The organism is Pseudomonas sp. CFBP2511, from assembly GCF_030209255.1.
GTDB classification, from domain to species: domain Bacteria; phylum Pseudomonadota; class Gammaproteobacteria; order Pseudomonadales; family Pseudomonadaceae; genus Aquipseudomonas; species Aquipseudomonas avellanae.
The window spans coordinates 30,796-47,795 of sequence record NZ_JARVSI010000018.1; the positions used below are offsets into that span (position 1 = coordinate 30,796).

Here is a 17,000-nt window from a genome sequence, read left to right on the forward strand (position 1 = left end):
AATGAGGGGAACGCTCCATGAAAAAGTTTCTTTTGATGCTTGGGCTGTTAATAAGCTCATATTCTGCGATAGGAGCAGACATGTCTCACGGTGCCGATAATTTCTACAAAAGCGACACAGTCACTGCGCAAAAAGTGTTGTTCACTAATCAGTACAAGATGAAAGTCGGCGGCAGCCTGTTCATCCCCAAAGGCTCTGACCCGAATACAAAAGCACCGGCAATCATCGTCGGCCATCCGATGGGTGCCGTGAAAGAGCAAAGCGCCAACCTCTATGCGCAGAAACTGGCCGAGCAGGGCTTCGTGACGCTGTCGCTGGACCTGTCGTTCTGGGGCGAAAGTGAAGGCCTGCCGCGCAACGCTGTTTCACCGGACATCTATGCCGAAGACTTCAGTGCCGCTGTGGACTTTCTTGGCACCCAGACGTTTGTGGACAAGAACCGCATCGGTGTATTGGGCATCTGCGGCAGCGGCAGTTTTGTCATCAGTGCCGCGAAGATCGACCCGCGCATGAAAGCCATCGCCACCGTCAGCATGTACGACATGGGCGCCGCCAATCGCAATGGCCTTAAACATGGGCAGACCCTGGCGCAGCGCAAGAAAACCATCGAGCAGGCGGCGCTGCAGCGTGATGTGGAATTCAGCGGCGGCGACACGGCCTACACCAGCGGTACCGTGCACAAGCTGACTGAGAAGTCCGGCCCAATCGAACGTGAGTTCTATGACTTCTATCGCACGGCACGGGGCGAGTTCACGCCCGAAGGCCAATCACCTGAACTGACCACCCACCCGACGCTGACCAGCAACGTCAAGTTCATGAACTTCTACCCGTTCAACGACATCGCAACGATCTCGCCACGGCCCATGCTGTTCATCGCGGGTTCGGCTGCACACTCGCTGGAATTCAGCGAAGAAGCCTACAAACTGGCCGGCCAGCCCAAGCAACTGATTATCGTGCCGGGTGCTGGGCATGTGGATCTGTATGATCGGGTCGATCTCATCCCGTTCGACACACTGGGTGAGTTCTTCAAGAAGAACCTGAAGTAATCAGCCGGTAATCCGAGCACTTCAAAAGGCCCTGCAAGCGCAGGGCCTTTTTCGTTTTCAGTCTTTTGCGACTTCAAATCTGACCGCCACAGCGCCTGGCTTTCGGATGGTTTCCATGCCTGATTCGATTCTGCCCAGCCTCACCAGCCCTGGCGAGTATTCAAAGCCTTTGTGGTAAATCGCCAGATTGCCCCACGGCGCGTAATAGGCAATATCGCCCTCGACTGGCGTGCTGCCAGCCGCCGCACCGCTCACGTCCAGCTTGCGCGGGAGCGTGCCGATCTTCTCGGTGGCAGCGTAGTCTTCCAGCGTGAGTTCAAGCGGCAGCATCGCGACAAAGTCTCTGGTTGTTGCGCTGTCTTCCAGATGAAACGTGACGACCTTGTCGTCGGCAATCATGCTGATGTTCATACTGCGCTCCTGAACGTTATGACTCGGCGATGAGGAATAGGGTTGTTGTGCGAAAGCCGTGCCTGGAATAAACGGTATCAAAAGGCTCAACCCCAGACAGGCCGATAACGTCAGGCCTGCGAATTGCTCTGTTTTTGAAGGTCTCACTCGTGCGTCTGCCATGGCGTTGTTCCCCCGAGAAATGCTGTGAAAGAAGCATACCGGGTGCGCAGCGGTTTCTTGTCTGCGTGGGAGTACATGCCGAGATGAACATTGCTCATGAATGTTCGCGCTTCGTCTGTGCAATTTTTTCACCTATGCCTCAAGGCATGCGGTTTCTTGCATCGTGGCATGTTGATGCGCTGGAAAACGACCGGTGGGGGAGAGTGTTTATCCGTTATGAACAGCCACAGGACCCTGGTGACAGAAACTGTCCGCCTCGCCACTTAGCATGGTACGGACAAGGCAACGCCCTTGATGAGCTGTTAACGCAGCGCAGACTGTTTTTGCTTGGGCAATTGAATCTGCAGGCCGCGACAGGTTTGAAGCTTCAATTGTGTAGCGCCAGGCTGCGTCGCTCACATTCGCACTATTTAAAGTGGTCCTGATCGTTTTTCCTGATGAGAGCAAAGTCAGTATGGGAATGGCAGCAATGAACTTGAGCGCAAAGACAGTACTGATCACAGGGGGGACAAGCGGAATAGGCCTTGAACTCGCCCGCCGCTTTCTGGCCATGGGAAACGTTGTCATCATTACCGGGCGGGACGAGGCAAGATTACAAGCAGCCCAGCGCGAGTTGCCGGGTGTCAAGGCAATACGCAGCGACGTCGGCCGACCAGAAGACATTGTGAAGTTGCATGAGCAACTGATGCGCGAATTTCCGACGCTAGATATTCTGGTGAACAACGCAGGCATCATGCGCAACATCGAACTTTCTGCGCTCCGCTCGCTTGATGATGTAGCGGTTGAAATCGACGTTGATCTGAATGGCCCGATCAGAATGGTGCAGCAGTTTCTCCCGCACCTGCTCAGTCGGCCTCAGGCAATGATCGTCAATATTACCTCCGGGCTGGCGTTCGTTCCCTTTACGGCGTCTCCGATCTACAGCGCCGCGAAGGCCGGGTTACATGCCTACACGCGTGCATTGCGCGTGCAATTCAAAAATACCTCACTCAACGTGATCGAGATTGCTCCGCCGAGTACCGACACTGCGCTGTTTAACAATCTGGTCAGCGAGCACGCGGCAAAAGGCCCGGCGCCTATGCCGCTCGCTAAACTTGTCGATCAGGCGATGGCCGGTATTGCAGCAGGAAAGACTGAGATTCGCCCAGGCTTGAGCCAGATGCTGTATTTGCTGAGCCGCATCGCGCCGCAGTTCGGATTGCGGCAACTGGCCAAGGCGTCGGGATACTGAGCGCCCTGCTCCAGGCAGTACGAAAAGCTGGCCGATTAAACGGTCCAGCTGTTCGGTACATGGCATGAAGGGCAGGGCGAGGGTCAAGGGCGCGGTCGGTCCTGTCAGCAGGTCTCGCCCCGGACGTTGCAGGGCAGAACTTCCAGTGCACGCCACTCCTTGATGAGCTGGCGGCGGTTGCGTGTGTAGCGTTCAGTCAGCACGTGCGCGTCTGCAATGTCATCCATGTCGATTACCCGGTATTGACTGTCGCCCTCACACCAAGCCGCCAGATGACGCCTGGCTTCGATGAAGCCGAGCATGATCGGCCAGATGATCTGCGCATCCTTGGGCGCATGCTCTATCGCAAGCGTGATGCTCAACTTGCACTGGTCGCGCAGCGCGCGGCGGATCTCGCTCAGGTCGATGGTCGTTGAAACGCTGAGCGGCTTGCTGATGTAGAACGTTTCGTCCTCCAGTGTCGGGCGCATCTCCACAGGCAAAACGGCGCTGATCTTGGCCAGGGCGTTTCTTACAGCGAAGGCGAACTTGTCGTCGGTCTGGCGACTGACCCACTGTGCGCCGATCATCAGCGCCTGTAGCTCTTCTTCCGTGAACGACAAGGGAGGCAGCAGAAAACCGGGCTTGAGAATGTAACCCAGGCCCGGCTCGCCATCGATATCAGCACCCATGCCTTGCAGGGTCGCCACATCACGACGGATGGTGCGCAGCGAAACGCCCAGTTCCTGCGCAAGAGATGCGCCTGATACCGTCCTGCGATGTCGGCGAAGCGCTTGCATCAGCTCAAACAAACGATGACTTCTGGCCATGCCTACTCCATCGCGATAACACCTTTGCCACCGAGCTTGCGACCTTTCTCGAGTTCGGTGATCAATTTGATTGCGCCGCTCAAGGGAACGACTTCACCCACCGGGGTCTTGAAGGTGCCCTTGCTGGCAGCATCGGCCAGCTTATCCAGAATTTCGACGCGTGGCGAACCGATGATGGGCTTGAGCCTGCGATCAAAGAGGGCACGCATGAACTTGCCAGGACCAGGATTCAGATCCAGAAATACGCCACCCGGTTTCAGCATCTCAACGCCTTCCGATACCGTCAGCGTTGCCGCAGTGTCGTAGACCACATCGAAGCGTGCAGGAACAGCCGATACATGGGTGGTTCTGTAGTCGTAGACATTCTGTACACCCAGCGCTTTTGCCCGGTCGAAATCCCCGGCGCTGCAACTGCCCCAGACCGTGGCACCGAAGTCACGCGCGATCTGCACCGCCGCTTCGCCGACTGCTCCCGAACAGCCGTTGATGAACACATGCTGGCCTGCCTGCAGCTTCGCTTTATCGATCAGCCCGTTCCAGGCGGTGATGCCCGGCGTGCCGATGCAGGCTGCAAGCTCGAATGAAAGTGACTCGGGTTTCTTGGCCAGAAACGCTTCTTTGGTCACGACAGCCTGAGCAAATGCGCCGCTTTCCTTGAAGCGTGCAAGCCCCAGCACCGCGTCGCCCACCTTTAACCGAGTGACACCCGCGCCAACCGAGATGATCGTGCCCGAAAAATCCATGCCCATCGCTCGGGGAAACGCTTTGCCCGTGACGATCTTCATCACCCCGTTGCGCAGTTTCCAGTCGATCGGGTTGATAGCCGCAAACCTGACCTGCACCGCCACCTCGCCTGTTCCTGGAGCAGACAACTCGAAATCCTCAAGCCGCATCAACTCCGGGCTACCGTATTTGCTGTATTGAATACGTTGCATCAGTCATCTTCCACGTTGAGTGTGGAGATGACAGTACACAGTAACGGGGACAGTTTTTGTCACCATGGTTGGCAGGATGCACAGTGTTTGATCAAAGACAGCGCTGTGTCATTTCTGGCATCAATCACTGCCCGACAAGCTGCTCATACCTTCGCTGAATACGCTCCAGTTCCCCCGATTGGCGCAGTGTCTCCAGCGCTCTGGCCCATGAGGCGACCAGTTCGTCTTCACAGTCGCGGCTGAAGGCGATGTACAGCGAGGAGCGGTACAGTTCGATGGGTATCTGTCGCAGCGTGCCGGGGGCAATGTTCAGCTGTCGGCTCTGGTACGCCACGCCCGCATCGGTGTCGCCGATGATGATGGCGGTGCGGCCGTTCAGCAGCATGCGGTAAAGCTGGACGCTTTGCGCAGCGCTTTTGTCGAGGTTTTTAAAGCCCAGCGATTGCAGCATGTCGGGCAGCAGGCCTGCGTGCCGCGTGGTGATTTGCGGTGCGTGCAGCAGTTGTTCGAGGGAGGTGACCGGTGCCGCCGTTGCCAACTGATAAGGGTGCACCGACTCTTCGACGATGGGGCCGACCCACTTGTACAACGCCTCGCGTTCCGGCGTGCGGAACATGGAATACATGATGGTCTTTGGCCGCATCTGCAAGGTATGACTCGCCCTCATGCTGGGTGCCAGCACGATGTTGAAGTCGTTCCCGCTGACCGCCATGATCGCCCGGACAATCTCGGTGGTCATACCGGTGAGTTGGCCGTTTTCTTCATAGTTGTAAGGCGCCCATTCTTCGGTGACGACCTGATAATGATCGGCCCAGGCAGGGGCGCCGAGCAACAGACACAACAGCACCGAAGTCAGCGTCGAATAATTCACATTGCCTGCCTGATGGACTGTCCGATCACTCAGGGCGGATGAACAGTCAGCGCAAGCATAGACTCAAGCAGCGACGGCTGCGCGGGTGGTTTCGCTCCGGGCTTTACGATGATCAAGGCCGATTGCTGGCTGGCAAGCCGGTGGACGCTGCGAATTTCTAGCTGGCTGTGCACCCGCTCCACCTTTTGTCCTGGGCGGTGGGTTGGTGGTGGATATCTTGCTGCCAGCGTGATCTGGCGTGCTTGATCACCGAGTCTTGACGTTTGAACGAGTAGCTTTCGGCGGCAGGTCATCGACCAACAGATAAACAAAATCGACCTTTGGTGGTAAAGAAACTCGGCCCCGGCGCTCGAAACCGTTACGCTATGCAGCTGTATTTTTGTTTTTCGTCGAGGTAACACCCGTGTTTTCCGAATTCGCCCTGCACGAACGCCTGCTTAAAGCTGTGGCCGAGCTTAAATTTGTCGAGCCTACGCCCGTGCAGGCGGCCGCCATCCCGCTCGCACTGCAAGGGCGCGACCTGCGGGTGACTGCGCAAACCGGTAGTGGCAAGACAGCCGCCTTTGTGTTGCCGATCCTCAACCGCCTGATCGGCCCGGCCAAGGTTCGCGTTGATATTCGCGCGGTGATCCTGCTGCCGACCCGTGAGCTGGCTCAGCAGACCCTCAAGGAAGTCGAGCGGTTTTCCCAGTTCACCTTCGTCAAGGCCGGTTTGATCACTGGTGGTGAGGACTTCAAGGTCCAGGCAGCCATGCTGCGCAAGGTTCCGGACATCCTTATCGGCACGCCGGGTCGTCTGCTGGAGCAGCTCAACGCTGGCAACCTCGACCTCAAGCACGTTGAAGTGCTGGTGCTGGACGAAGCCGACCGCATGCTTGACATGGGCTTCTCCGAAGACGTCGAACGTCTGGCAGGCGAATGCGCCGGCCGCGAGCAGACCATGCTGTTCTCTGCAACCACCGGCGGTGCCGGCCTGCGGGAAATGATCGGCAAGGTGCTCAAGGATCCACAGCATCTGCAAGTCAACAGCGTCAGCGAACTGGCTTCCGGCACACGCCACCAGATCATCACTGCCGACCACAACGTGCACAAAGAGCAGGTGTTGAACTGGTTGCTGGCCAACGAGACCTACCAGAAAGCCATTATCTTCACCAACACCAAGGCCATGGCCGACCGCCTGTATGGCCGTCTGGTTGCGCTGGAATACAAAGCGTTCGTGCTGCACGGCGACAAGGACCAGAAGGACCGCAAGGCCGCCATCGACCGCCTGAAGCAGGGCGGCGCGAAGATCATGGTCGCGACCGATGTCGCGGCTCGCGGTCTTGATGTCGAAGGCCTGGACATGGTGATCAACTTCGACATGCCACGCAGCGGTGACGATTACGTCCACCGCGTCGGTCGTACCGGCCGTGCGGGCAGCGACGGTCTGGCGATCTCGCTGATCTGTCATGGCGACTGGAACCTGATGTCGAGCGTCGAGCGCTACCTCAAGCAGAGCTTCGAGCGTCGTGTCATCAAGGAAGTCAAAGGCACCTACGGCGGGCCGAAGAAGGTCAAGGCGTCGGGCAAGGCGGTAGGCGTCAAGAAGAAAAAGACCGACGTGAAGGGCGACAAGAAGAAAGTAGCGGCCAAAGGCCCTACCAAGCGCAAGACGGTCAACCGTCCCAAGTCTGATCTGGTCAGCCAGGACGGCATGGCACCCCTGAAAAAACGCAGCACCCCGGCCCCTGCTGCCGAGTGATTGCCATGATCGTTCCCGCGCAGGCGGGAACGATCAGTTCTTCCCCTCGTTTGCCCTCTGCGCAGACAACCGCCTGTATACCTTCCAGCAGCTTCTCTGAACCGTCACACACTCCCGCAGGTCACATTTTCTGAGTCGTATGCCTGTGGCTGGAGGTCATGGGCGATCAATCCATGCTGGACGGAGGTTTAGAAAAATGACTTACAACTGGGACCTTATTGAGAGTTTGTTGCACGACGTGCAGAACGACGGCGTCAAATCCACAGCCACTGAATTTGAGACGCTGCTCAATCGCGGCTTTATCGAACCGCTTCCTCATGTGGAAGGCGGGGATGGTTCTACCTATATTCTTACCGCTCTCGGTGCAAGACTGCTGGCTTTGATCGACAGCAGCATTCCGGGTAACGATCATCCGCGTCAGGTGCTGAACGAGCAGGCAGGTGATCCTCTTGATCGATCGATCTTTGAAGAGATTGCTAAAAAGCCACAGATTGCCTGATACCAAGGATGCTCTGCGTGCCGATTCAAGACCGGACGCAGAGCGACCATAACTGCGCGCCAACGCGGAGCGCAGGCATGATAGTTATCTCGAGCGTTGTCGTTCCCCACGCCCGATCACTGCTGCGACTTCAGACAATCCAGGTCGGTGAAGTCCTTGCGCATGTCGGCGATGCGGCCCAGCAGGCGGGTGCGTTGCTCCGGCGTGCTCTGGGCGGTGATGTCCACCAGCAGTGAGATGGCAGCCTTCTCGGTCTGGTCATAGGCCTTGCGGTACTCAGGCGTCCAGAACGTTTCGCGGTCCTGTAGCAGGGCGGCGATGCGCTGCGGGAAATCGCTGGCCTGACGCTGTTGTACGGTGGCCAAAAAGAGGTTCTGCCAGCGAGTACGGTTGTCGATCCAGGCTTTGTTCTGCTCGCCGAGCGAGGCGGACCAGGCTTGAATTCGATCCTTCTGCGCCTGATTCAATTTGCCGATCCACGGGGTCAAGCGTTTTTGCATGCGGTCGGCGCGCTCGGCAATCTGGCGTTCCAGCGGCTGGTCGAGGTATTTGTTCTCGCGCTTGCGCTGATCCTTGGCGAACGACTCCTGCATTTCCTGTACTTGCTTGTCGTCAAAGCGCGACAGCAGTTCCACAGCTGACGGGGTGATTTCCCGGGAGATCTTTGCTATCGCGTCTTTGGCCTCGCTGGTGCGGGCCTCAAGCCCTTCATAAGTCACGCGGTCGTTCTTGACCATGTCCTCCAGCTTGTCCAGCCAGGTCAGGTATTCCGGCAACTGCGTGCTGCAATGCCAGCTCAGGTGTTGCTTGAGGCGCACATCCAGCCAGCTTTTCTGCTCCGAGTTCATGTCCAGGTAGTCGCTGAGCGTCCACGGAATGATCACATCCAGATTGCGATACGCCAGCCCGACCTGATTGCATCCGGCAAGCAGCGATACGGTCATCAACAGGGTGATGAAGGCTTTCAACAGAGACGGCATGACAACTCCTTGGCGTACTGACGTGCAGTAGAGGAGTGTAATGGCTAGCAGTTCAACCCAGTTAGAGGGTTAAAAAAACGAACGCACGGCCTTGAGCGTGAACGTCCCTTCACAGCGTGCGTTGTGGCCGCTGTAGACGCTGCAATCGCCGCCGCTCAGGCTTGAACCGCTGTAGATGAGGTTCATGTCGATGCCCAGCCAAGGGCGTGACAGGTTCAGTGACCAGTCGTTGAAGCCGTTGATCAAACCGCCGTCAGCGGAAGATTGCGGGGTGTCGAACTGGTGGTTGGCGTACTGCATGCGCACCCCGACGCCCAATTGTTCGATGGCCCCCAGATCGACAAACACCGTGCTGTCACGCGTGCCCACATCGTTGCTGAACGCAGCACCAATGCGGCTGCTTTGCATTCGCAGCCCGGCATAGAATTCGTGGCTGTCGATCTGGCTGGTGTCCGGGTAGCTGTAGCGAATCATCCCCAGCTCGTAACCGAGGGTGCTGTCGAACGGCTTCTTGAAGCCCATGTAGGAATCCAGCTCCATTCCCGTGTCGGAAGCGAAGCCCATGTTCGGCGCCCATTGGCCGAAGTAGAAGCCGCTCTCGTGGGTCAGGTCCAGCCCGCCATGAAAAGAACCCGAGCCGCCGCTGGGTGTTACCAAGCCTTGTGCCATGCTGCGCGTGGGCGTGGTGGCGAGCTTCAGGTCGAAAGCACCCAGGTCCCGCTCCAGAACCTGGGCAGAGACGGACTGACAGACAAACAGGGCGCCGATAAACAACGCGTGTAAGCGATGGCTGAGCATGGCTCACTCCTTGATTTGCGAGGAGTGTGGTCAGGAATGGCGTATCGAAAATGGCTCAGGAGCCAGACACAAGCCGCGTGCTAGAGCCCTGCAAGGATACCGGCGAAATCGTCTTTAAACAGACCGTTCATCGATTTGCCGATTATTGAGTGGCAGCGGTGGTCTGCGCGGGCGGAATGACCAACCCTCGAATCACCACCAGCGCCTGTGTGAACGACGGATAACCGCTCTTGGCGACGTCCAGTTCGGCGTACTCGGCCTGATAATGCTGAGACAGTTTCGGGTCGCTGATGCTCAGTTGCTGAGAGAGCAGGGCGATGGCCAAGGGGTGCTTGTTCTTTGCGGCGGTCTGCAGCAAGTGTATGACCCGGTCCTGATCCGCCTGCTGACGAATCAGCAGAACGGCCTCGTAGAACTCGGCCTCACCCGAAGCATCGTCAAGGCCGGCACGGCGCAGTATGGCTTCGGCCAGCTCGTAGTTCTCGCGGTTGTCTTCGCTGATCAGCAACTTGGCCTGGAGCATGTCGTTCTGGTACAGCAAATGCTCGGCCCGGCAGGAGCCGTCGGCAAGCTGGCTGCCGTTGGGACCGTTTTCGCAATGATGCGATGCGCAGCCGCCAAGGTAGACAAGTGCGCCGAAAAGCATCCAGTTCTTCATTCGAGCATTCCACAAAGGAGATAGCGTCCAGAGCGTGATCCAGCTCGTGGTCATAGTGATATCAGAGGAGAGAGTAGCAGCGTGGCCGGAAGAATATCCAGCGAAGGATGGTCAATCTAGCGCCTTGAGGGTCAAGGCGCATAGAGATCGACAGGCAAAACGCGGTTTTACTTTTTACCGAGATTGATCTGCTTGGACGGTGCGAAGGTCTGGCCACTCACGCCTTTGGCAATTTGCTGGATTTCGCCGCCGGATTTCAGGAAAGCCGCGATTTGCGCGTTGATCGAGTCGCTCGTTTCAACGGCTGGGGCGGGTTTGGCTTTCGAGTGGGATGCTTTGATACGCATGGCTGCCATTTACCTTCATAAACGTAATACGGCCAGCCAGAATACAGGAAATGCTTGATTGTTGCTTGGCAAATATGGCATCCGCTCGAGGCAGGCGTGCGCGGCTGACAGTTCTGCTCGTGACGCTGAAAAAATTCAACTCTTTGTTTTAAAGGGGATTTTAAGTTATCGAGTACCCGAGCTCACAGCGCCGGGTGATTTGTCAGGGGCGAGGAACCTGACGAATGGAAGCCGTGTTGATGCCGGTTACCACGCAACGCGAACCCGGACAGAAACTCGGGTAGAATGCCGCCCACGTAATGAGGGTATCTGGAAATGGCTTTAATCGGGCGCTACAACAGCTTGCAAATCGTCAAGCACACTAACTTCGGTCTGTACCTGGACGGAGCGCAGGATGGCGAAATCCTGCTGCCCAATCGGTACATCCCCAAGGATGTGCCGACCGAAGATGAAGACTGGCTCAATGTGTTCATCTACCTGGACAGCGAAGACAAGCTGATCGCCACCACTGAGAAACCCAAGGTGCAGGTCGGCGAGTTTGCCAGCCTCAAGGTGGTTGAAGTCAACAGCATCGGCGTGTTCCTGGACTGGGGCCTGCCCAAGGACCTGCTGCTGCCTTACTCCGAAGAGAAGCGCACCCTGCAGGCTGGCGAGTACTGCGTGGTTCACGTCTATCTCGACAAACACACACGCCGCATCACCGCCACTGCACGTCTGGATCGCTATCTGGACAAGACGCCTGCCAACTACAGCGTGGGCCAGGAAGTCGACCTGCTGGTGGCTGAAGCGACCGACATGGGCTTCAAGGCGATCATCAACAACAAGCACTGGGGCCTGATTCACAAGAACGAAGTGTTCAAGTTCATGCGCGCCGGCAAGCAGGAAAAAGGCTACATCAAGGAAATTCGTAGCGACGGCAATATCAGCCTGAGCCTACAGCCGGTGGGCGCAGAAGCGGCCAGCAGCCTTAACACAAAAATCCTCTCCAAACTGCGCGAGAACAACGGCACCTTGCCCGTCAGCGACAAGAGCGACCCGCAAGTCATCAGCGGCTTGTTCGGCGTCAGCAAAGGCAACTTCAAGAAAGCCATCGGTGCGTTGTACAAACAGGGTCAGATCGTGATTCACGCTGACCGCATCGACCTGGTCTGATACATCGCCCAGTCCTGGATAGCTGAGCGCCGCGGCTGCGCGCTCAGGGTTATACAGAAACCTGACTGATTCTTGTGCCGATGCTCTGCGTCACATCTGTGCAGCAACACAACGGCATGCCTTGCCCGTACTCACTGCACATAAACGAAAGCGCTTTTTTATCGCGGTATCACTGGCGACGCAGAGTGCGACGTAAGTGACAGGACGAAGGAACCCGACGAAGTCGGGCCGGAAACGGAGCCGGGATTTTGGTTACTTTGATCCTTCAAAGTAACTCGCCGAGGGGCGAAAAGGTGCCTCAAGTCGAGCCGAAATCTCACTGAATCGCAGAGCTGTGTGACGCAGAGCGTCACGAAATGCATTACCACGCGGAGTGGGAACGGGAAACATACGGTACGTCAGGTATAACCGTATGCATCGGTTTCAGGGCCGCTTCGCAGCCGCCGTAACCTCCGAAAGCTCCCACGCCCTCCAGGCAGAAGCCTGCCATCACCCACCCCTTCACACCCCTCTTGAAAGCCCCATTAGCGGTTTCTGCAAAAATGTACCCCAAACCGCCCGCATTCTGGCGAACACTGCGGGTCATACCCTCATGCGGGCCTTTCCGAGCCCGGAATCTGACCAAGGGGCGCCCCATGAAAAAAATACTGACGGCTTACATCGGCACGCTGCTGGCGTTTCTGATCCTCGACGGCTTATGGCTGGGCGTACTCATGGGGCCGACCTACCGAGAATGGCTCGGGCCGCTGATGCTGGCCACACCCGTATTGGGCCCTGCGATTGCGTTTTATCTGCTCTACGGCGCGGGTGTGGTGGTGTTCGGCGTGATGCCAGCCGTCAGGGAGCAGCGCTTGAGCCGCGCGACCCTGTTCAGTGGTCTGCTGGGGCTGGTTGCCTACGGCACCTACGACCTGACCAACTGGGCGACGTTGCAGGGCTGGCCTGCGCAACTGGCGCTGGTAGATCTCGCGTGGGGCACGGTGGTGTCGGCACTGGCCGGCACGGCAGGGTATCTGGCCGTTCGACGCTTCGGCGGTTAGAGGAAAACTGCCTGCACAATGAAAGTCGCTGACCGGCGACTTCCACGGGCAACCGTCACAACATCAGGTCAGTTCTGCAAGAAGCCGGCAAAACCCAGCGTGCTGCCCTTGGGGCGCATGTCCTTGAGGAACGAGTCCTTGTCGGCGCTCAACTCCAGGCTGACCGTCGGTTTGCGCTTGTCTGCGTTGCGTACCTCAAGGCCTTCCATGTGGTCACGCATGAACACAGTGGTCACTTTCAAGTGCAGCAACTGGTCGGTCTGGGGCGTGTGCAGCAGCAGGTGCAACCACTCGTACTGGCCTACTTGCAGGCGCGGAACCGGCAGGTCGAACCACCAGATGTTGCGTTTGGGGTCGAGCACTGCGAAGTGTGTGTTGTTGACGCCGAGCACTGCGCCGCCCAGCTCCTGGTTTCTGCGTGCGATGGCCAGTTTTTTATCGAGTTTCATAGCGTTCCTGAGAATCGGATTGTTCAGCCTGTCGGCAGTGCCGGACACCTGTGCGGCGCATTCTCGCACAAAGTCCGTCACAAACTCGCCGCGAGCGATTGAAATGCCGCTTCGGCGGCCAGCGGACGGGCGGCATCACGAGGCTCAAAAATACTTGAAACTCTTCGCAATCGAGGCAGGTCAATCATTTTGTCGAGTACGACATCCGATTCCAGCGCGGTCTTCAGACCCAGGAGATTTTCGATGAGCAGCACCAGCGATAAAGTCAAAGGCATGGCCAACGAAGCAGTGGGCAACGTCAAGCAGGCTGTTGGCAAGGCTACCGATAACACTAAGTTGCAGGCTGAAGGCAAGGCGCAAGAGCTCAAAGGCGAAGGCCAGCAGGCTAAAGGTGAAGTGAAAGACGCCGTCAAGAAAGGCGTCGACAAGGTGTGAATCGACGGTTCCCGGCACATTCAGGCCGGGAATACGCCACGCCGATAACGGTCATCCCAGGATGGCCGTTATGCTTTCTGCTCTGCGAGACTGAAACCTTTCACGACCTGCCCAGTCAATGTGCCATCGGTGTTTGCATGTCGCTTTGAACAGCTTGGCGTGTGGTGCAGGAAATACCGGTCTTCAGGATGTAAGGTGTTCCAGTTAGGGAGCGAGAGGAAGCGCCATGATTTTCCCCCATTTGCGTCAACTGCGAGTCAGCAAAGTGCTGTTGCGCACCGTCAATGAGTTTCTTGACGACGAGATGTCCACCTACGCTTCGGCACTGGCTTACCAGATGCTGTTTTCGTTGTTCCCGTTTCTGCTGTTTCTGATCGCCTTGATCGGTTTTCTGCACCTGCCTGACTTTTTCTCGTGGCTGCGCCTGCAATCCGAGTTGGTCCTGCCCCCGCAGGCCTTGGAGCAGGTCAACCCGGTCATTGACCAGTTGCAGCAATCCAAGGGCGGCTTGCTGTCGATCGGTATCGTGATCGCTTTGTGGACCGCTTCGGCGGGTGTGCGCCTGATGATGAGCGCCATGAACGCTGCCTATGATGTGGTTGAAGGACGCCCTATCTGGAAACGCTTTCCGCTGTCGATTCTCTACACCGTCGGTATTGCCGGCATGTTGCTCGCAGCAGCGGCATTCATGGTGCTCGGCCCGCAGGTGATGAACTGGATCGCGGCGCAGATCGGCATGGAAGACTTTATTGTCACGTTGTGGACCATCCTGCGCTGGCCGGCAATCATCCTGCTATTGATGGTCGCTGTGGCGTTGATCTACTACGTGATGCCTGACGTGAAACAAGAGTTTCGTTTCATCACGCCCGGCTCGGTGCTGGCCGTGGTGGTGTGGATTGTCGCCTCGCTGGCATTCGGCTTCTACGTCAAGACGTTTGCGGACTACAACGCCATGTACGGCAGCATTGGTGCGATCATTGTGCTGTTGCTGTACTTTTATATTTCCGCTGCCGTGCTGTTGCTGGGGGCGGAAATGAATGCGGTGATCGAGCACATGTCCGCAGAAGGCAAGGAAGCAGGCGAGAAAGAACCGGGCGACGGTCTGGGTGACGAGCAGAACGAAGCGGGCGGCAAGCAGCACGTTTCCGGCCTGGGCCGCGATCATTCAGTGCCATTGCCGAAGGCTGACGAAACCTGATCACTATCTGTGGCAAGATCGCGTTTTACCCGAAGGGCAGGCAGCCATGATCCGTAACATCCTGAAGATGGGCGATGAGCGCTTGTTGCGCATCGCCCCGCCGGTTCCCGCAGAAATGTTCGGCAGCAGTGAGCTTGAGACGCTGATTGCCGACATGTTCGAGACCATGCACAGCGTGGGCGGAGTGGGCCTGGCGGCACCGCAGATCGGCATTGATCTGCAGTTGGTGATTTTCGGTTTTGAACGCAGCGAGCGTTATCCCCAGGCCGAAGCCGTCCCCCAGACCATCCTCCTCAACCCGTTGATTACCCCATTGCATCCTGGCGTTGAAGAGGGCTGGGAAGGCTGTTTGTCGGTGCCAGGGTTACGTGGCATGGTGGACCGTTATCAGAGCATCCGTTATGAAGGTTTTGACCCGGACGGTCAGCCGATCGAACGCATCGCTCACGGTTTTCACGCGCGGGTTGTCCAGCATGAATGCGATCATCTGATCGGTCGGCTGTACCCGTCGCGCATTACTGATTTCAGCAAATTCGGCTTCATGGACGTGATGTTTCCGGACATGGACCCCAATGCGGATGAATGATCGCTCGTGCGCTGCGCAAACCCGCTAGGCTTCCCGATGCAGCGCCACCAAAGGTTTGCTGCGGCTGTAACGCATCAATCGTTCGCCCAGCGCCTGCGGTAGACGCTGCGCCGTTTCAAACCCTGCCAGTCGATAAAAACCTTGCAGGTCGGGATGGCAAAACAACCAGACCGGGCCTGACAGGGGCAGCAGTGCGGCGTCGATCAAACGTTGCGCGACTGCTTTGCCACGTAACGGTGGCGCCACGAACAGCCCGGTCAGCCAGTAACCGTCCGCCACGGGCGTAAGACACAAGGCACCGATGATTTCTTCCTGCTTCGCAACCCAGGCCTGTCCTTTGCTGGCTGCGCGCATTGACGACTGGTGTTCGCGATAGAACTTGCCCAGCAGCGGGCGGCAGGCATCGGGTAACAGGCAAAACTGGATTTCGGGCATCGCAAGCGGGCTCGACGGCGCGGATATAAGGGTTCGCATCATACAGAGGCCCACGTCGTTACAACTAATCGTAGCGCGCTGATGTCGATAGTTTCAGAGACGATTTTTCCCGCGCCATTCGAGGTGAGCATGAGATTACTGATACGACTGCTGAGCTGTTCACTGCTGGCGCTGGGACTGGCCAGTGCGCCTGCGATGTCTGCTGAAAAAGCCAGGCCGATCCAGTTTGGCGCACTGACCTGGGAAAGCGGCAGCCTGATCACCGAAGTGCTGCGCACCATCGTCGAGAAGGGCTATGGCTACCCGACCGACACCTTGCCCGGCAGCACCGTCAGCCTGGAAACCGCTCTGGCAAAGAACGACATCCAGGTGATTGCCGAAGAGTGGGCCGGACGCAGCCCGGTGTGGGTCAAGGCCGAGGCCGAAGGCAAGGTGTTGGGGCTGGGCGATATCGTCAAGCACGCAGACGAAGGCTGGTGGGTGCCTGAGTATGTGATCAAGGGTGATGCCGCCAAAGGCATCAAGCCGATGGCGCCCGAGTTGAAGACGGTTGAGGATCTGGCACGCTACAAGGATGTCTTCAAAGACCCGGAGTCGCCTGAAAAAGGCCGCTTCCTCAACAGCCCGAGCGGCTGGACCTCAGAGATCGTCAATACGCAAAAGCTCAAGGCTTATGGCCTCAACGACAGCTTCGTCAACTTTCGCACAGGTTCGGGGGCAGCGCTGGATGCCGAGGTGGCAGCAGCCATCCGCCTTGGCAAGCCGGTGCTGTTTTACTACTGGTCGCCAACACCGCTGTTGGGCACTTATAAGTTCATCAAGCTGCAAGAGCCAGCCTTCGACGCTGAAGCCTGGAAAACCCTGACCGACGCCAGTAACTCCAATCCGCGGGGCACGTCCTCGCTGGCCGCGACCTTGTCCATTGGTGTGTCCGCAGAATTCAGCAAGCAGTACCCGGAACTGGTGAGTGTCTTCAAACAGGTCGATTTCCCGATCGGCCTGCTCAACCAGACGCTCAGTGACATGAGCAAGAAGCATGAAGATCCCAAGGTCGCTGCCACCAGGTTCCTCAAGCAGAACCCTGACGTCTGGAAAACCTGGTTGCCTGCCGATGTTGCCAGTCGGGTCAGTGCAGCCCTTTGACCGAGGCTGTTGGATGATGACAGATCTGGCATAGCTGATAGCGTCATCAATGACCGGTATGCGACCTGTCAGGT

21 protein-coding genes are annotated in these 17,000 nt (G+C 57.5%); 10 read left to right on the forward strand and 11 right to left on the reverse strand.

Features of this window, described 5'->3' with window-relative positions:
• Positions 1 to 17: 17 nt before the first annotated feature.
• Positions 18 to 1,046 (forward strand): alpha/beta hydrolase, encoded by a 1,029-nt coding sequence (locus QRN38_RS15225; RefSeq protein ID WP_057418487.1) that lies wholly within the window; start codon positions 18 to 20, stop codon positions 1,044 to 1,046.
• 57 nt (positions 1,047 to 1,103) lie between these two features.
• Here the strand turns inward: QRN38_RS15225 and QRN38_RS15230 are convergent, their stop codons facing one another.
• A complete protein-coding gene (locus QRN38_RS15230) occupies positions 1,104 to 1,457 on the reverse strand; it encodes a cyclophilin-like fold protein (RefSeq protein ID WP_010202297.1) in 354 nt (117 codons plus the stop codon).
• Positions 1,458 to 2,088: 631 nt separating this feature from the next.
• On the opposite strand from QRN38_RS15230, the gene QRN38_RS15235 reads away from it, so the two are divergent.
• The gene (locus tag QRN38_RS15235) at positions 2,089 to 2,850 is read left to right on the forward strand and encodes an SDR family NAD(P)-dependent oxidoreductase (RefSeq protein ID WP_007245721.1); all 762 of its coding nucleotides are present in this window, start codon (positions 2,089 to 2,091) and stop codon (positions 2,848 to 2,850) included.
• Between the two features lie 104 nt (positions 2,851 to 2,954).
• Here the strand turns inward: QRN38_RS15235 and QRN38_RS15240 are convergent, their stop codons facing one another.
• From QRN38_RS15240 to QRN38_RS15250, 3 genes are all read right to left on the reverse strand, one after another.
• The gene (locus QRN38_RS15240) at positions 2,955 to 3,659 is read right to left on the reverse strand and encodes a helix-turn-helix transcriptional regulator (RefSeq protein WP_005767529.1); all 705 of its coding nucleotides are present in this window, start codon (positions 3,657 to 3,659) and stop codon (positions 2,955 to 2,957) included.
• 2 nt (positions 3,660 to 3,661) lie between these two features.
• On the reverse strand, positions 3,662 to 4,594 hold the full coding sequence (locus QRN38_RS15245) for an NAD(P)-dependent alcohol dehydrogenase (protein ID WP_005767531.1): 933 nt from the start codon (positions 4,592 to 4,594) through the stop codon (positions 3,662 to 3,664).
• A gap of 124 nt (positions 4,595 to 4,718) precedes the next feature.
• The gene (locus QRN38_RS15250) at positions 4,719 to 5,465 is read right to left on the reverse strand and encodes a substrate-binding periplasmic protein (RefSeq protein WP_005767533.1); all 747 of its coding nucleotides are present in this window, start codon (positions 5,463 to 5,465) and stop codon (positions 4,719 to 4,721) included.
• 403 nt (positions 5,466 to 5,868) lie between these two features.
• Here QRN38_RS15250 and QRN38_RS15255 point away from each other — a divergent pair, with 403 nt between their 5' ends.
• Both QRN38_RS15255 and QRN38_RS15260 read left to right on the forward strand, forming a co-directional pair.
• The gene (locus tag QRN38_RS15255; RefSeq protein WP_005616197.1) at positions 5,869 to 7,206 is read left to right on the forward strand and encodes a DEAD/DEAH box helicase; all 1,338 of its coding nucleotides are present in this window, start codon (positions 5,869 to 5,871) and stop codon (positions 7,204 to 7,206) included.
• Between the two features lie 196 nt (positions 7,207 to 7,402).
• The gene (locus tag QRN38_RS15260; protein ID WP_057418488.1) at positions 7,403 to 7,705 is read left to right on the forward strand and encodes a hypothetical protein; all 303 of its coding nucleotides are present in this window, start codon (positions 7,403 to 7,405) and stop codon (positions 7,703 to 7,705) included.
• A gap of 116 nt (positions 7,706 to 7,821) precedes the next feature.
• Here the strand turns inward: QRN38_RS15260 and QRN38_RS15265 are convergent, their stop codons facing one another.
• The 4 genes from QRN38_RS15265 to QRN38_RS15280 all read right to left on the reverse strand — a co-directional run bounded on the left by QRN38_RS15265 (position 7,822) and on the right by QRN38_RS15280 (position 10,497).
• Positions 7,822 to 8,685 carry a DUF6279 family lipoprotein gene (locus tag QRN38_RS15265; protein ID WP_024667373.1) on the reverse strand — a complete coding sequence of 288 codons (864 nt, stop codon included), beginning with the start codon at positions 8,683 to 8,685 and terminating at the stop codon, positions 7,822 to 7,824.
• 69 nt (positions 8,686 to 8,754) lie between these two features.
• Complete coding sequence (locus QRN38_RS15270; RefSeq protein ID WP_003382526.1) at positions 8,755 to 9,483, reverse strand: TorF family putative porin; 729 nt, start codon at positions 9,481 to 9,483, stop codon at positions 8,755 to 8,757.
• 142 nt (positions 9,484 to 9,625) lie between these two features.
• On the reverse strand, positions 9,626 to 10,141 hold the full coding sequence (locus tag QRN38_RS15275) for a hypothetical protein (RefSeq protein WP_057418489.1): 516 nt from the start codon (positions 10,139 to 10,141) through the stop codon (positions 9,626 to 9,628).
• Positions 10,142 to 10,308: 167 nt separating this feature from the next.
• Positions 10,309 to 10,497, reverse strand: a complete 189-nt coding sequence (locus QRN38_RS15280) for a PFL_1563 family small protein (RefSeq protein WP_002554403.1) — start codon at positions 10,495 to 10,497, stop codon at positions 10,309 to 10,311.
• Positions 10,498 to 10,803: 306 nt separating this feature from the next.
• Here QRN38_RS15280 and QRN38_RS15285 point away from each other — a divergent pair, with 306 nt between their 5' ends.
• Positions 10,804 to 11,640, forward strand: coding sequence for a CvfB family protein (locus tag QRN38_RS15285; RefSeq protein WP_005740539.1), 837 nt, complete (start codon positions 10,804 to 10,806; stop codon positions 11,638 to 11,640).
• Between the two features lie 635 nt (positions 11,641 to 12,275).
• Positions 12,276 to 12,680 carry a DUF2177 family protein gene (locus QRN38_RS15290; protein WP_005767545.1) on the forward strand — a complete coding sequence of 135 codons (405 nt, stop codon included), beginning with the start codon at positions 12,276 to 12,278 and terminating at the stop codon, positions 12,678 to 12,680.
• A gap of 68 nt (positions 12,681 to 12,748) precedes the next feature.
• Here QRN38_RS15290 and QRN38_RS15295 read toward each other — a convergent pair whose 3' ends face one another.
• Both QRN38_RS15295 and QRN38_RS15300 read right to left on the reverse strand, forming a co-directional pair.
• A complete protein-coding gene (locus QRN38_RS15295) occupies positions 12,749 to 13,129 on the reverse strand; it encodes a hypothetical protein (RefSeq protein ID WP_003382533.1) in 381 nt (126 codons plus the stop codon).
• Between the two features lie 77 nt (positions 13,130 to 13,206).
• On the reverse strand, positions 13,207 to 13,383 hold the full coding sequence (locus tag QRN38_RS15300; RefSeq protein WP_226992687.1) for a hypothetical protein: 177 nt from the start codon (positions 13,381 to 13,383) through the stop codon (positions 13,207 to 13,209).
• Between QRN38_RS15300 and QRN38_RS15305 the strand changes: the two genes are divergently transcribed.
• The 3 genes from QRN38_RS15305 (at position 13,373) to def (ending at position 15,348) form a co-directional block, all read left to right on the forward strand.
• The gene (locus QRN38_RS15305) at positions 13,373 to 13,564 is read left to right on the forward strand and encodes a CsbD family protein (protein WP_005767547.1); all 192 of its coding nucleotides are present in this window, start codon (positions 13,373 to 13,375) and stop codon (positions 13,562 to 13,564) included. The two genes, QRN38_RS15300 and QRN38_RS15305, sit on opposite strands and share 11 nt — an antisense overlap.
• A 226-nt stretch (positions 13,565 to 13,790) precedes the next feature.
• Complete coding sequence (locus tag QRN38_RS15310) at positions 13,791 to 14,762, forward strand: YihY/virulence factor BrkB family protein (RefSeq protein ID WP_005767549.1); 972 nt, start codon at positions 13,791 to 13,793, stop codon at positions 14,760 to 14,762.
• A gap of 46 nt (positions 14,763 to 14,808) precedes the next feature.
• Positions 14,809 to 15,348 (forward strand): peptide deformylase, encoded by a 540-nt coding sequence (def, locus tag QRN38_RS15315; RefSeq protein WP_007245711.1) that lies wholly within the window; start codon positions 14,809 to 14,811, stop codon positions 15,346 to 15,348.
• 24 nt (positions 15,349 to 15,372) lie between these two features.
• On the opposite strand, the gene QRN38_RS15320 is transcribed toward def, so the two are convergent.
• Positions 15,373 to 15,783, reverse strand: a complete 411-nt coding sequence (locus QRN38_RS15320; protein ID WP_057418491.1) for a GNAT family N-acetyltransferase — start codon at positions 15,781 to 15,783, stop codon at positions 15,373 to 15,375.
• 129 nt (positions 15,784 to 15,912) lie between these two features.
• Here QRN38_RS15320 and QRN38_RS15325 point away from each other — a divergent pair, with 129 nt between their 5' ends.
• On the forward strand, positions 15,913 to 16,926 hold the full coding sequence (locus tag QRN38_RS15325; RefSeq protein WP_057418492.1) for an ABC transporter substrate-binding protein: 1,014 nt from the start codon (positions 15,913 to 15,915) through the stop codon (positions 16,924 to 16,926).
• Positions 16,927 to 17,000: the final 74 nt, after the last annotated feature.

Bases quoted from the DNA above. Each gene is read 5' to 3' on its own strand.
- QRN38_RS15240 (WP_005767529.1), bottom strand. From the start codon at position 3,659: ATGGCCAGAAGTCATCGTTTGTTTGAGCTGATGCAAGCGCTTCGCCGA.
- QRN38_RS15285 (WP_005740539.1), top strand. From the start codon at position 10,804: ATGGCTTTAATCGGGCGCTACAACAGCTTGCAAATCGTCAAGCACACT.
- QRN38_RS15310 (WP_005767549.1), top strand. From the start codon at position 13,791: ATGATTTTCCCCCATTTGCGTCAACTGCGAGTCAGCAAAGTGCTGTTG.
- QRN38_RS15245 (WP_005767531.1), bottom strand. From the start codon at position 4,594: ATGCAACGTATTCAATACAGCAAATACGGTAGCCCGGAGTTGATGCGG.
- QRN38_RS15230 (WP_010202297.1), bottom strand. From the start codon at position 1,457: ATGAACATCAGCATGATTGCCGACGACAAGGTCGTCACGTTTCATCTG.
- def (WP_007245711.1), top strand. From the start codon at position 14,809: ATGATCCGTAACATCCTGAAGATGGGCGATGAGCGCTTGTTGCGCATC.
- QRN38_RS15290 (WP_005767545.1), top strand. From the start codon at position 12,276: ATGAAAAAAATACTGACGGCTTACATCGGCACGCTGCTGGCGTTTCTG.
- QRN38_RS15280 (WP_002554403.1), bottom strand. From the start codon at position 10,497: ATGGCAGCCATGCGTATCAAAGCATCCCACTCGAAAGCCAAACCCGCC.
- QRN38_RS15275 (WP_057418489.1), bottom strand. From the start codon at position 10,141: ATGAAGAACTGGATGCTTTTCGGCGCACTTGTCTACCTTGGCGGCTGC.
- QRN38_RS15320 (WP_057418491.1), bottom strand. From the start codon at position 15,783: ATGCCCGAAATCCAGTTTTGCCTGTTACCCGATGCCTGCCGCCCGCTG.
- QRN38_RS15295 (WP_003382533.1), bottom strand. From the start codon at position 13,129: ATGAAACTCGATAAAAAACTGGCCATCGCACGCAGAAACCAGGAGCTG.
- QRN38_RS15260 (WP_057418488.1), top strand. From the start codon at position 7,403: ATGACTTACAACTGGGACCTTATTGAGAGTTTGTTGCACGACGTGCAG.
- QRN38_RS15305 (WP_005767547.1), top strand. From the start codon at position 13,373: ATGAGCAGCACCAGCGATAAAGTCAAAGGCATGGCCAACGAAGCAGTG.
- QRN38_RS15265 (WP_024667373.1), bottom strand. From the start codon at position 8,685: ATGCCGTCTCTGTTGAAAGCCTTCATCACCCTGTTGATGACCGTATCG.
- QRN38_RS15225 (WP_057418487.1), top strand. From the start codon at position 18: ATGAAAAAGTTTCTTTTGATGCTTGGGCTGTTAATAAGCTCATATTCT.
- QRN38_RS15235 (WP_007245721.1), top strand. From the start codon at position 2,089: ATGAACTTGAGCGCAAAGACAGTACTGATCACAGGGGGGACAAGCGGA.
- QRN38_RS15325 (WP_057418492.1), top strand. From the start codon at position 15,913: ATGAGATTACTGATACGACTGCTGAGCTGTTCACTGCTGGCGCTGGGA.
- QRN38_RS15270 (WP_003382526.1), bottom strand. From the start codon at position 9,483: ATGCTCAGCCATCGCTTACACGCGTTGTTTATCGGCGCCCTGTTTGTC.